Origin of the sequence: Chitinophaga sp. YR573 (genome assembly GCF_900110995.1) — a bacterium.
Classification (GTDB): domain Bacteria; phylum Bacteroidota; class Bacteroidia; order Chitinophagales; family Chitinophagaceae; genus Chitinophaga.
Window position 1 is genome coordinate 2,303,156 of sequence record NZ_FOJF01000001.1, and the last position, 14,187, is coordinate 2,317,342.

10 protein-coding genes are annotated in these 14,187 nt (G+C 43.9%); 4 read left to right on the forward strand and 6 right to left on the reverse strand.

What is annotated here, in order from left to right; all coding sequences use genetic code 11:
- Positions 1-45: 45 nt before the first annotated feature.
- From BMW86_RS09660 to BMW86_RS09675, 4 genes are all read right to left on the reverse strand, one after another.
- Positions 46-642, reverse strand: coding sequence for a DUF3341 domain-containing protein (locus tag BMW86_RS09660; protein ID WP_089781273.1), 597 nt, complete (start codon positions 640-642; stop codon positions 46-48).
- 66 nt (positions 643-708) lie between these two features.
- Positions 709-2,187, reverse strand: coding sequence for an NrfD/PsrC family molybdoenzyme membrane anchor subunit (gene nrfD / locus BMW86_RS09665; protein ID WP_089781275.1), 1,479 nt, complete (start codon positions 2,185-2,187; stop codon positions 709-711).
- 124 nt (positions 2,188-2,311) lie between these two features.
- Positions 2,312-5,389, reverse strand: a complete 3,078-nt coding sequence (locus BMW86_RS09670; RefSeq protein ID WP_089781277.1) for a TAT-variant-translocated molybdopterin oxidoreductase — start codon at positions 5,387-5,389, stop codon at positions 2,312-2,314.
- Positions 5,390-5,479: 90 nt separating this feature from the next.
- Complete coding sequence (locus BMW86_RS09675) at positions 5,480-6,751, reverse strand: c-type cytochrome (RefSeq protein ID WP_255372893.1); 1,272 nt, start codon at positions 6,749-6,751, stop codon at positions 5,480-5,482.
- Positions 6,752-7,172: 421 nt separating this feature from the next.
- Here BMW86_RS09675 and purN point away from each other — a divergent pair, with 421 nt between their 5' ends.
- Together purN and BMW86_RS09685 are read left to right on the forward strand one after the other, a co-directional pair.
- Complete coding sequence (gene purN, locus BMW86_RS09680) at positions 7,173-7,736, forward strand: phosphoribosylglycinamide formyltransferase (RefSeq protein WP_089783622.1); 564 nt, start codon at positions 7,173-7,175, stop codon at positions 7,734-7,736.
- A gap of 41 nt (positions 7,737-7,777) precedes the next feature.
- Positions 7,778-8,440: a hypothetical protein gene (locus tag BMW86_RS09685; protein WP_089781281.1), complete on the forward strand. Its 663-nt coding sequence runs from the start codon at positions 7,778-7,780 to the stop codon at positions 8,438-8,440.
- 50 nt (positions 8,441-8,490) lie between these two features.
- Here BMW86_RS09685 and BMW86_RS09690 read toward each other — a convergent pair whose 3' ends face one another.
- Entirely contained in the window at positions 8,491-10,965 is a 2,475-nt protein-coding gene (locus BMW86_RS09690; protein WP_218149132.1) for a TonB-dependent receptor, read from the reverse strand.
- 198 nt (positions 10,966-11,163) lie between these two features.
- Here BMW86_RS09690 and BMW86_RS09695 point away from each other — a divergent pair, with 198 nt between their 5' ends.
- Both BMW86_RS09695 and BMW86_RS09700 read left to right on the forward strand, forming a co-directional pair.
- Positions 11,164-11,790, forward strand: coding sequence for an SCO family protein (locus BMW86_RS09695; RefSeq protein ID WP_089783623.1), 627 nt, complete (start codon positions 11,164-11,166; stop codon positions 11,788-11,790).
- Positions 11,791-11,808: 18 nt separating this feature from the next.
- Complete coding sequence (locus BMW86_RS09700) at positions 11,809-12,237, forward strand: Fur family transcriptional regulator (protein ID WP_089781286.1); 429 nt, start codon at positions 11,809-11,811, stop codon at positions 12,235-12,237.
- A gap of 44 nt (positions 12,238-12,281) precedes the next feature.
- On the opposite strand, the gene BMW86_RS09705 is transcribed toward BMW86_RS09700, so the two are convergent.
- Positions 12,282-14,006, reverse strand: a complete 1,725-nt coding sequence (locus tag BMW86_RS09705; protein WP_089781288.1) for a M3 family oligoendopeptidase — start codon at positions 14,004-14,006, stop codon at positions 12,282-12,284.
- Between the last annotated feature and the right edge of the window lie 181 nt (positions 14,007-14,187).

The window sequence follows — 14,187 nt, forward strand, 5'->3', positions numbered from 1 at the left end:
TTCTGGTTCACCCCCTGTTAAACAGGAAGCTTTTAAAATCTACATTTACGCGTTTACAGGCTCAGGGCGCTTGTTGTCGAACAGGCGGTCCTCACGGTCGTAACGACCATACCACCAGCCAGCTTCAGCACGCTGTTCGTTAATCTGCGTTCCACCAATACCTGCCAGGAACTTTTTCAGTTCCTCTGCGTTTGTTTTGGCAGTTACTTCAATCGCCATTACAAACAGATCATCTGTCTGACGGGGATGAAATATGTGTTTCTTAACAAATGGAGCCAGCTGACACAGGTAACAGAATGTCAGTACCATACCTACAGCTGAGAACAATACTGTTAACTCAAATGTGATAGGGATGAACGCCGGTAATGGAAAATGCGGTTTACCACCGATGTTCATAGGCCAGTCTGTTGTGAATATCCAGCTCATGCAGGATAATGCTGTTGTTGTACCGGTAATACCGTAAACAAACCCGGCGGTGTGCAGGCTGGTTTCCCGCAAACCCATTGCATGATCAAGACCATGCACCGGAAAAGGTGTATATACATCGTGAATTTTGTAGCCTGCAGTCCGCACCTTTTTCACAGCCGGAAACAATACCGCCTCATCATCAAAACTTGCTACAACAAAATTTTTAACCGCCATATGTTTAAAAAATTCTTATTCTAAAAAACAAATTCCTGATTCCTCTTTATAAATGCTTCCAGGCAATTATGAATGATGCACCGGAGCTACGTGCGGATCATGATGAGGTTCATCGTCATGATGCAGGTCTCTTGCAAATTCATCTGCTGGCTGCTGCTCGTATTTCTCCATCTGATTCTTAAAGCTCTCACCGGAAGTTTTCAGCACATGCTTGATTTCCGCAACAGCGATAACAGGGAAGTATTTAGCAAACAGGAAGAAGCAGGTAAAGAATAAACCGAAGGTTCCCATGTAGAAACCAACTTCTGGCCAGGATGGACGATAGTAAGCCCAGCTTGATGGCAGGTAGTCACGGTACAGTGAAGTACAGATGATTACAAAACGCTCAAACCACATACCGATGTTCACAATGATAGACATTACGAATGTTACCAGTACATTTCTTCTCATCTTGGCAAACCAGAATACCTGCGGAGTGATTACGTTACACGTCATCATGATCCAGTAAGACCAACCCAGCGGACCGGCAGCACGGTATTTATAGAAAGTAGCGAATTCGTAAGGAACAGCTGCATACCAGGCCATGAACAACTCTGTCAGGTAAGCGCAACCTACTACAGAACCAGTCAGTACAATTACCTTATTCATCGCCTCCATGTGGCCAATGGTAATGTAATCTTCCAGGTGTAATACTTTACGTACAATGATCAGCAGTGTTTGTACCATCGCAAATCCGGAGAAGATCGCACCCGCTACGAAGTAGGGAGGGAAGATCGTTGTATGCCAGCCGGGAATTACTGAAGTAGCAAAGTCAAAAGATACAATTGTGTGTACAGACAGTACCAGCGGAGTAGATAAACCTGCCAGTACCAGAGACAGCGCTTCATGACGTTGCCAGTGTTTGGTAGAACCGGTCCAGCCAAAAGATGCTATACCATATAACAGCTTACGCAGTTTGGTTTTAGCTCTGTCACGAACAGTCGCGAAGTCAGGAATTAAACCGGAATACCAGAAAAGGAGAGATACTGTGAAATAAGTAGAGATCGCAAACACGTCCCAGAGCAGGGGCGAGTTGAAGTTTACCCACAAAGGACCACGTGTATTTGGGTAAGGCAATACAAAGAATGCCATCCATACACGACCCATGTGGAAAATCGGGAACTGACCCGCACACATAACCGCAAAGATGGTCATGGCCTCTGCCGCACGGTTTACCCCGGTACGCCATCCTTGGCGGAACAGCAGGAGGATCGCAGAGATCAATGTACCGGCATGACCGATACCTACCCACCATACGAAGTTGGTAATATCCCAACCCCAACCAATTGTTTTATTCAGATTCCACACCCCTGTACCAAAGTACACTTCCCAGGTTACGGAACAAACTCCGAACAATAGCAGTGACAATGATATGAAAAAGCCTATGTACCACAATTTACCTGGCTTCCCTTCAATAGGGCTGATGATGTCCTCTGTTACCTGGTGGTAATTCTTCACGCCATCAACTAATGGTTCTCTTAGTGTGGATTCGTACTTTAAATGCATAGTTCGTTAAGCTTTTACCCCTAACCTGCACTTTTTATGCAGAATAAGGAGCTTTAATTGTTCTAAACTAAAACTTTATCTCTTATGTTAATCTTTCGTTTGTCTTTACAGTTCAGCTTAAAGCCTATGCTTCATGCTTTGCTGCTGCCTCATGTTCTTCATGATGACCTTCTGCCTTTGGCTCAGCATCTTTGTTTCTGATCTTAGCCAGGTAGTTGATGGAAGGTAATACGTGAAGCTCTTCCAGTACGTAGTACATCCTGTTGGTCTGCTCTTCGTTACGGATTTTAGAGATGCGGCTTTCTTTATCGTTCACATTCCCGAATACGATAGCTCCTGCAGAACATGCGGTTTGACACGCAGTTTTTGCTTCACCATCTTTCATCGGACGACCAGCTTTCTTTGCAGTCAGCTTAGCATCCTGTAAACGCTGTACGCAGAAAGAACATTTTTCCATTACACCACGGCTACGTACAACCACATCAGGGTTCAGTACCATACGGGTAAGGCTGTCATTCATTCCTCCTACATCATACAGGTTATCTTCGAAACTGTCAGCACCATTGAAATCTCTCCAGTTAAAGCGACGAACTTTGAAAGGACAGTTGTTAGCGCAATAACGGGTTCCGATACAACGGTTGTAAGCCATCTGGTTTAAACCTTCAGAACTGTGGTTGGTAGCAGCTACCGGACAAACGTTCTCACATGGAGCGTTATCACAATGCTGACACAGCATAGGCTGGAACACTACTTCAGGATTGTTCTCATCACCGCTGAAATAACGGTCGATACGAATCCAGTGCATTTCATGCGCCTTTACTACCTGCTCTTTACCAACTACTGCTACGTTATTTTCAGCCTGGCAGGCAATGGTACATGCACCACAACCAAAACAGGTGTTCAGATCGATAGACATACCCCATTTGATACCAGGGTAATGATGTACATCAGGATACAGCGTACCATCTTTGCGGAAATCAGGACCGTATTGTTTTAATTCCTCACGGTCTTCATTCACTTCCTTAGGGTTCTTGATGAACTCTTCCAGTGTGGTTTCTTTTACGATAGGACGACCTTCGTAGCTGTTATGCGTCTGTGTTACACCCAGATCATATTTTTCTCCGGTTGCTTCTGCTGTTGCTTCAGTAGTGAAGTAGTCAAAAGTCTGACCATTGAAACTAACCAGCGGATAAGCATTCTTACCTACACCACCAGCTGCTTTACCAGCATTCATGTTACGACCGTAACCTACCGCAATGGCGATTACTTCCGGATGAATACCAGGCAGTATCAGTAATGGCAGGGTAATTTCCTTACCGTTAGTCTTGATTTTTAATACTTTCTTATCAGCGTTGATCTCGTAGTCATCACCCAGCTGCATGTCGAATGTCTTCGCCAGTGTGTTGGAAATAACTGCGTAGTTATCCCAGGTAGAACGGGTAATAGGATCAGGCATTTCCTGCAACCATGGGTTGTTGGCTTCCTTACCATTACCGATAGCGATCTTTTCGTACAACACCAGTTCTAACTTGCCACCTTTCTTAGCACTGTTGATCTTCGCAGCAGCGCTGTTTACATCTCCGCTGAAAGTAGCACCGCCCAGCGTAGGCGCTGTAGCTGGTTCAATCACACCATCCTGTAACACCTTATCCCATGCTTCCTGTCCGCCCAGTTGGGTCAGCCATTCGTTCTTCAGGAAATCTTCCCATGTAGTAGTGTTACCACTCCAGGTCAGTAAGGTTGTTTCAAATGCACGTGTTTTGAACAACGGTGCAATGGTAGGCTGTATAAAGCTGTAATATCCGGTCCTTGCTTCAGCATCTCCCCAGCTTTCCAGGAAGTGATGCGCAGGCGCCGCATATTTACATAATTCAGAAGTTTCGTCTTTACGGTCGTTGAAAGTAACGCTCAGTTTAGCTTTCTTGATACCTTCTGCAAAAGCCTTTGCATCATAGTAATCATAAGCAGGGTTTACACCATACACCATGATAGCGCCAACACTACCAGCGTTCAGGTCTTTCACCAGTTGTACCATGTCACCGTCGATACCCTGACGGTAACCTACTGTAGATGCCCAGTCGATAGTTGTACCATTAGAACCAATCAGGTTGTTAATAGCATTTACTACGATCTGTACATTCACATCATTGGAACCACTTACTACCAGTGCTTTACCCTGACTGGCTTTTAAAGCCTGGGCTGCTTTCTGGATACCGGCAGCCAAACGCTTGTCTGCAATAGCAGGAGCGCTAACCGCACCACCCAGTGCATTCAGCAAAGCCAGTGCTACCGCACCGGTTTCTGATGGTTTGTGTGTATATCTTTCATCCGCATTGGCACCCGTTAAGCTCATCATGCTCTCGAAGTGGAAATGTTTGCTCATTTCCGGCTTCTTCTCATCGATCTTACGGTTAACACCATATTGTTTGGAATATTCTGTAGGGTTGATCCATGTTCCCAGGAAGTCAGCACCTAAACTTACAATCACCTTTGCATTTTCAAAGTGGTAAGCAGGTAACGCTCTCTTTCCGTAAGAAGCTTCGTTAGCCAGTAACAGACCGGAGTAAGATACCGCATCATAAGTTACGTGACGGAAGCCTGGATATTTGGCCTGGAAGCCGGCAATCACTTTCTTGGTAGAAGGACTGATAATAGTAGAAGTCAGTAATACAACAGGAGAACCACCAACTGCAGACAGTGCAGCACCAACCTGCTTGTCCAGTTCAGTCCAGGTTGTTTCCGTACCACTGATAGTAGGGTAACGTAAACGTGCAGCATCATACAAACCTAATACAGCACCCTGTACCCTTGCAGATGAAGCACCACCTGTTACAGAAGACAGATCATTACCATCTAATTTGATGGGACGTCCTTCACGGGTCTTAACAACCAGTGGAACGAATTCTCCGTCTACAGCGTATGTGGAAGCGTAATAGTTAGGTACACCGGGAGTAATTTCTTCCGGCTTATTTACATAAGGTATAGCTTTTCTGATAGGCGTTTCGCAACTGGCAGCAATAGTAGCAGCCGCTGTTGTGAACCCCAGGTATTTCAGGAAATCCCGGCGGGGGGTAGTAGCATTCAGCAAACTTTCACTCTCCTCAAAAGGCAGGTCCTCTTTAAATTCGTTATTCACAGTCTCCTGATGTTCCTTGGTATTGTGCAACTCCTCCAAGCCTTTCCAATACTTTTTTTGCTCCATGTTGTTTATACTAACGAGTTACGGATTATAATTTGTACAATGAAGTTGGATGTAAGTAGCTTCCTTATCATCTTATCCCTCATCTATTTATTAATAGTGACATTTCTGACATTCAGTACCACCAACCATCTCAACAGTAACACTGTCTATCTTTCCTTCTTTCACCTGTTCGTGGAACTTCTCAAAAATGCTGTAGTATTTATTGTCAGCAAACTGCACCTTAGTAGTACGGTGACAGTTAATACACCATCCCATAGACAGATCAGCAAACTGATGTACTTCATCCATTTCAGTAATGGCGCCGTGACAGGTTTGACATTGCTGCTTACCAGCTACAACGTGCTGAGAGTGATTGAAGTAAACGTGATCAGGCAGATTGTGGATTCTTGTCCACTCAATAGGTTTACCTGGTTTAGTATATTCCTTAGCAGTCTTATCCCAACCAACATGGTCGTATAACTTCTGAATTTCTGCACTGCCATTTACCTTCTTACCTTCTGCTGTAAACAACTGAGGACCACTATAATCACTGATCACCTTGTGACAGTTCATACAGATATTCTCAGAAGGGATCATCGCATGCTTACTCTTCTCAGCACCTGCGTGACAATACAGACAGTTGATCTGATTGATACCGGCGTGTACTTTATGAGAATAGAAGATGGGTTGTTGTGGCATGTAGTCTTTCTGTCTGCCCAGGCCGATCGCTCCATTTATAGTGAAGTAACCACCTACGATAAACAACAGTACGATTACCAGTGCGATGTAAGCCTTGTTCTTGTAGAATGGAACAGGTTCCGGTGTTGCTACACCTTCTTTGTCAGCAGCAAGCTTGTTCAGATTACTGTTGATCTGCATCAGGATCAGCGCTACAACTGCAAGGATCAAAGTAATGATACCAAACAGCAGACCGTTACCACCCTCTTCTTCACCACCAGCAGTGGTTGTTCCAGGAGTCTTAGTATCTGTAGCAGGAGCAGCTTTACCTTCCTTATCAATGTAAGACAGGATATCATCAATATCCCCATCTGTAAGAGATGGGAAAGCAGTCATCGCAGTCTTATTAAACTGGTTGTACAACGCATTCGCATACGCGTCACCAGAAGCCAGTACCGATGCAGAATTATGGATCCATTGGTGTAATAATTTCTTATCAGACCAACGTTCTTCCACGCCTTGCAAAGCGGGACCAGTAAGTTGCTTATGAACATTATGGCAGGATGCGCAATTCTGCTGAAATAATGCCTTGCCTTTAGTAGGATCTCCTGCTGCCCTTGCGGAGAAGGACGCAATCATACCCACGCATAGGACAAGAACACTCACAAAATGCTTACGCATAAGAATGGAAACACGACGATACACAGCCTATTTAGTTTAGATTTGACCTTAAGTTTCTTAAAAGTGCTCACAAAAATAAGACACAATATTGACAATTTATCAACAATTATAAAAATTTCTTACTTGCTTCCCTCAATCCTTTTACCTATATATATCGCGGGGAAACACGTAATCCTCAATATATTTTGTATGAGAAAAAACATGATAAATGTCATGTCAACACCTCCGCTCTGCAAGGTCTTTATATATTAATACATATACAATGTCTCTTTCATACTTTTTCATGTCAGTATCCTGTATCTTATAACCTCCACCTACGCCGAAAGTTGCCCTCTGGTACCATTTTACCTCATATTCCCCTTCTTCCTATAAAAATCCTTCATTAATCATACCCTCTACATCTCCTCTTTATTAATTAATTTTGCGCCTGTTAATAAAAGAGATTTTGAAAAATATAGCCATCTTCGCTTCAGGTACAGGTAGTAACGCACAAAAGATCATCGATCATTTCAGGAACTCAGGCATCGCCCGGGTTACCCTGATCGTTTGTAATAAACCCGGAGCAGGCGTATTACAGATAGCAGACAAAGAACACATCCCCTCCATCCTCATAGAAAAAGAATTATTCTTTCATACAGACCATTATATACAACAACTGCAACAGGCGAATATTGATATGGTCGTGCTGGCTGGCTTCCTCTGGAAAATACCCGCCAACCTCGTACAGGCATTCCCCGGCCATATCGTAAATATCCATCCCGCCCTTCTTCCCAAATACGGAGGTAAAGGCATGTATGGACACTTCGTTCATGAAGCAGTTATCCGTGCAGGCGAAAAAGAAAGCGGCATCACCATCCACTACGTGAATGAGAAATATGATGACGGCGCACCTATCTTACAGGAACGCTGTACCATCACTCCAGACGATACTCCGGAAAGCCTGGCAGCCAAAGTACTGGTGCTGGAACACCAGTGGTATCCGGTAATTGTGGAACGATTATTGACCTGAAATGACACAAGTTTTTAGCCAGTTAAACTGCACACAATTGTATGAAAAAGCCACTGCTTGTTACATGCCTCTTTATTCTTAGTGGACTGGCAACATTCGCCCAGACGACTAAATCCATTGGCAGAGCTACTTATCTGAAGGTAAATCCGGCTACTCTCATTAATGAACTGGACATCTCTCTCGAACAGGAACTCACAGAAAAAATGAGCCTGGAAATAGGGATCAGTGGTATTTATACAGATTATCCCGATTATGTGCTGGCCAAGAAAGTAGATATCGGTCAGAAAAAACCGGATATCAGCACCGAACAATTCGTTGATGCCCGTGGTCTCGGCTTCCGTGCAGGTCTGCGCTGGTATATCTTTTCTACAAGAGATGGCCTGTCCCGCGTAATGGGTACCTACTTTCAACCCGTATTCTTCTACAAAAAAGTATTCTATCCCAACCAGGAAGTAACACTCAATAATACTACCTACAAAGAATCCGGTGATAAAAACGTTTTCGGGTTACAGTTGCTATTGGGCAGACAAATTCAGAAAGATAAATTAGTCCTGGATCCATTTATAGGTATCGGTGTCCGCACTAAAATCTACCGCTATCAGAATTTTAATCTTGAGAATGGAGCTGTAGAGGCTAACAACGGACGACTTGTTAGCATACTGCCAAGTCTCCAGATAGGTATCAAGCTGGGATTTAAAATGTAGTGCCACGCCAAAAGGCGCGGCACGTCTTCATTCAAAATGTATGCGTCTAATCAAAAAGGCACTATCGCCTTCACACTAAAATTTCTTCCCATATTATATATACCGGAACGCCCGTTCGGCGATGCCGTATAATATTCAAAATATTTAAGCCTGTTCATATTCGCCTGATAGGCAGTATTGAACACATTATCCAGTTGCAGGAATAACTCACAAACTGTTTTTCCCTCTCTGCCCGTAAGCGTAGTACCAGCCCCCAGGTTAATTAAAGTATACCCTGGTGTAAATGTCTCTGTATGGTCCACTCCATAAAAATGCGACTGATCAGCATACCCGTCTACTTCTGCTCTTCCATAGATCTTTGAGAAGATGCCGTAACTTCTGTTCATCATTGCTCTTAACTCTGAACGCACATGCAGCGGCGGAATAAAAGGCAGGTACTTTGCCTGATCTCCATCCTTTTTGATCAGCGCATCATTCTTGTTCAATCCTTCCGTATAGGCGGCACTGCTATTCAGCGATAACCATTTAATACTACGCGGATGCAGGTTTACACTCACTTCTGCTCCATACAACTGTGCCTTCGACTGCTGGTACTGATATGTTGAATTCCCCGGTACAATCACCACAGGCTGACCATTGGCATCATACAACAGCGACTGATATATGTAATTTTCTATCTGGTTATGGAACATCTCCACACTGATATCCAGGTCTGCCAGGTAAGCCAGGAAACCAATATCCTCCTGTAAACTGAACTCAGGTTTGAATCCCCTGTTCCCCAGGTAAACGATATGCGCTCCCGGATCAAGTCCGTTGGAACCTATCTCTGTGATATTAGGTGCCCTGTATCCCCTGGCAACATTCGCCTTCAGCAATAAACGCTCACTAATATTATAGGTAACACCCAAACTTCCTGACACACCACTATAATGGTGTGTAAATGACGGGAACTGTAAACTGGCTCCTGCCGTATCCGGTAAAGTAACCTTCCGGCTAAAACCATTACCCGCATTTGTTCCTACATAAAAATCATCCCAGTGAATATACCTGTTATCATATCTCAATCCACCTGAAACATCCATCTTCCCGAAAGACTTCTTCGCAAAGAAAAAGCCCCCTATATCAAACAGGTTGTAATCCGGGATAGGGAAATCCGTCGCATTTTTACTCCTGTTCACCTGGTACATACCATTTACGCCTATCGTTGTTTCAATGCCCTGCCATACCGGAAAATTATACCGTACATCATAGTTGAGCGTATTCAATACCACATCCAGTCCGGGCTGCGCCGGTAAAGTAGGGTGATTGAACTCCTGCCGTATACTCTTTTGTAAACCTATAGTAGTATACACATTTCCAAACTTGCTGCGGTTATACACCCTGTAATGCTGTATATGCTGATGCAGCGGGTTTATCTTATAAGAATTCAGCTGATCATCCGGTACAATAGGACGATTCTTGAGATCATCTTCAGCCGCTTCATATATCTGCCTGGTAAATTTACGTGTCAGTGAATCCCGGCTGCCATCCGGGATCTCCTGCTGGTTATCATACGCGGTAACGCCCCATACGGAATATCCCCATGACTTATCAACCCTGGCCATGGCAGAAAGATTATACTCCCGGAAAGCAGTTCCATATACCAGTCCGTCTACCTTGTTCCGGTAATTATGCGCCATCTTTCCCGAAGCCCGGAACGCATATTTCCAGTCGCCCTTCCGGTAACCCAATCCCAGGGAAGAAGCGGCCATCCCATTATTGGTATGGTAATCCGTCAGAAAGCTTCCCTTCAGTTTTCCCTCTTCTCCAACAGGAATATCGGGTATCATATTAATGACCCCGGCGAGTGCATCAGATCCATAGGTAAGACTGGCAGGCCCTTTCACCACTTCAGCCCGGCCAATTCCATATTGATCTACTTCAATGCCATGTTCATCTCCCCATTGCTGTCCTTCCTGTCTTACCCCGTCATACAGCGTCAATACCCTATTATATCCCAGGCCCCTTATAAAAGGTTTCGAAATATTAGGCCCTGTAGTTACCGCACTCACGCCCGGAATCCCTTTGATGATAGCATCTATAATGTTATTGTTCACATTCATGTTCATCTCCCTTTTGCCAATAGTGGCAATGGGAACAGGATTCTTACGCACAGCCGTAGCCTGTGAAACACCTGTCACTACAATTTCATTTAACCTGGACAAGTCCTCTCTCAAACTGATATTCAGCACCAGTGTTTGCCCGGCAGTTATTGTCGCCTTCACTTTTTCCGTCTGGTATCCCATCATTGAAACACTTAACTCATAAGTACCTGCCGTTACGTCCTTTATAATAAACTGCCCCAAAGCATTCGAAGTGGCTCCGATATACTGCCCGGCGATGACAATATTGGCAAATTCAACAGCCAGACCACCCGTTGTCACTTTCCCCCGGATGATGCCCTGCTGCCCAAAAACCTGACCCGACATAAAGAGTATACATAAGCCCGGCAAAAGAATCCGCCAGAGAGTAGATGTTCTATCCATTAAATATTTTTTTACAAACTTATTTTTATTATTTCACTAATAGATAATTATTATTTAGGCTAGCCTAAATAATAATAGGTTATTCTCCGGAAGAACAGCTTTGACGTCATTGCAAATATAATCATTTATGCAACAAAGTTGCATAAATGTAATTAGCCGATTGTGTACTACCTTTGTAAAGAATTAATGATTGGCGGAATGTCTAAAAAGATTGTTTTTTATATAGTTTTCTTTGCCCTGCTTGGTATAGTCTTTCTTGGCTATTCCGGTTATGTGATTAAGTCAGAGCAGGGAAGTTTCTTTGGAAAAGAGAAATTACCGGTGCTGGGAACAAACGGGCATTATATAGGGGGATTCTCTTTCGTGAATCAGGAAGGACGTACTATTACCAATAATGATGTGAAGGGAAAGGTATATGTGGCCGAATACTTTTTTACTACCTGTACGGGTATTTGTCCTAAGATGAATGCCAACATGCAAAAAGTATACGCTGTTTACAAAAATGAACCCGACTTCCGTATATTATCACATACCGTAGATCCTGAAAACGACAGTGTACCGGTATTGAAAGCCTATGCAGAATTACATGGTGCCGATCCGAAAAACTGGTGGTTCCTTACGGGCACCAAAAAAGAACTGTATAATCTTGCCCGTCAGGGGTATCTGGTAGATGATGGTACTTACACAGGTGAGGACGATTTTGTGCATACTCAATGGTTTGCGCTCGTAGATGGAGAAGGAAGAGTGAGAGGATTATACGAAGGAACCAAAAAACCTGATGTAGATAAACTGATCGCTGACATAGCCCGCCTTTTGAAAGAATAGTAAAAGAATAAATGCATCATGAGCAACAAGACTAAAGCAAGTATTACAGATATGCTCAGAGCCAGTAATCTCAGCATAACAGATACACGTGTGAAGATACTGGAGCTGTTCATAGACAGCAATGGCGCACTGGAACACAGCAGTTTTGAAAAATTGGCCGGTCATAGTTTTGACCGTGTTACAGTTTACCGCACCTTACAAACTTTCCTGGATAAAGGAATCATTCATAGCATCCCTACTACGGATACCTCTATACGTTACGCACTTTGCAAATCGGATTGTTCCGAACATGATCACCATGATCACCATATCCATTTCAAATGTGAAGAATGTGGTAATACCATCTGTCTGGATGATACCACTGTGCCGGAGATACAATTACCCAAAGGGTATGCTGCCCACAATATAGATGTGGTAGTAAGTGGAGTATGTAAAGAATGTAAATAGAAAAAGCTCCTTACGGAGCTTTTTCTATTTAGAGAAAATTATGTTTAACTGATCTTATCAATTTCCTGCTGTACAAAATTCGCCAGCTCTTTTACATAAGCAGGAGAAAAATCAAACCTGATTCCCGCTGCTTTATACAACTCAGGTAATGTACGTGTACTTCCCAGGCTAAGTGCCTTTACGTAATTATCCAGTGCCTGTTGTTTATTCTCCTTATACTGCTTCCACATGGCAATAGCTCCTAATTGCGCAATCCCATATTCGATATAATAGAAAGGAACTTCAAACAGATGCAGTTGCCTCTGCCAGCTGATAGCACGATAATCTTCCCATCCCGTCCAGTCTACCGCAGAAGTAGAAAAATCATTCAGGATTCTGATCCAGTTAGTGGTACGTTCTTCCACTGTATGTTGTGGATGTTCATATACCCAGTGCTGGAATTTATCGATGGTAGCTATCCATGGGAATATAGAGATAGAGCGTTCCAGCTGTTGCAGCTTAGCTCTGCGTAACTCTTCTCCATCCTTGAAGAAGATATCCCAGTAGTCCATTGTAAACAACTCCATACTCATACTGGCCACTTCAGCTATCTCCATAGGGTATTCCTTGAACGCACTCAGTTTCAGGTGATGGCTCAGGAAAGAATGTACCGCATGTCCGCCTTCATGCACCATAGTGGTAAGGTCTTTCATTTGTCCGGCAGCATTCATGAAGATGAATGGAACACCGGTTTCTGCCAGCGGGCAGTTATATCCACCAGGAGCTTTGCCCTTGCGGCTGTCCAGGTCCAGGCGGCCCATCTGCTGCATTACGCGCAGGCAGTTACCAAAGAAAGGACCCAGTTCGTCAAAGGTCTCGATGGCTTTATTCACCAGTTCTTCTCCGGTATGGAAAGGCTCCAGTGGTTTAGTACCTGCCGGTTCAGCTTCTGTATCCCAGGGTTTCAGTACATCCAGTTGCAACTTCTCTCGTTGCTTTTCCTGCAGGTTTTTCACCAGTGGTATGATATGTTCCCTGATGGCTGCATGAAACTGAAAACAATCTTCTTTGGTATAATCAAAGCGGCCCAGCTCTTCAAACTTGTAATCGCGGTAATTGGCAAAACCGGCATTCTTAGCTACCTGGTCTCTCTTTTCTACCAGAGCAGTATACAATGTATCAAAAGCAGCTTTGTCTTCCAGGCGGCGGGCAGCAGTTTTACCAAACACTTCTTCTCTCAGTGAGCGGTCGCTGTTTTCCAGAAACCTGGCAGCCTGTTGCAGCGTATATTCCTGCCCATTCACATTGATAGTCATTTTACCGGCAATAGCGCCATATTGCTGAGACATTACACTCAGCTCTGCCTGTAGTGGCACATTCTCTTCACGGAACAGTTTCACCTGTTTGCGTACGCTGCGCAGGTAAGTGCTATATAACTCCTGGTCCAGGTCTTTTACCCACTCACAGGCCAGCAGTTTTTTGTTCAGTGCATCTGCATAAGGTTGCAGCTTAGGCTGGATTTCCATGCAGAAGTAGGTGAAGGCTTCTTCCAGCACCTTATCTGTGGTATCGCAGGTCATGCGGATCTGACGCCAGCAGGCATCTTCACTTATTACAGCTTCCAGCTCACTGACATCTTTTAACCATTGTTCCAGCTCAGATACATTTCCTAATGGTCTTTGCTGCAGCTCTTCGAAATAAGGCTGCAAGGCATCCCAGGTAGTAATTGTAAAGTTTTCCGGCAAAAGGGTCCGGGGCTGTTTCTCAATATTTGCGTCTAATGTCTTCATTTTACTAAAATAAGAAATTATGAATCAATCCTTGCAGTTGGGACCGGACTTACTGATACCTGAGAGCATTAACTCTTTTTAATTGTTATCAGACTACTATATATCATGTAACCTATTTCATCTGTGTTCAGGTAGCAGTTAAAAAGAAGTTAGACAGGTTTTTACCTGACTAACACCCAAC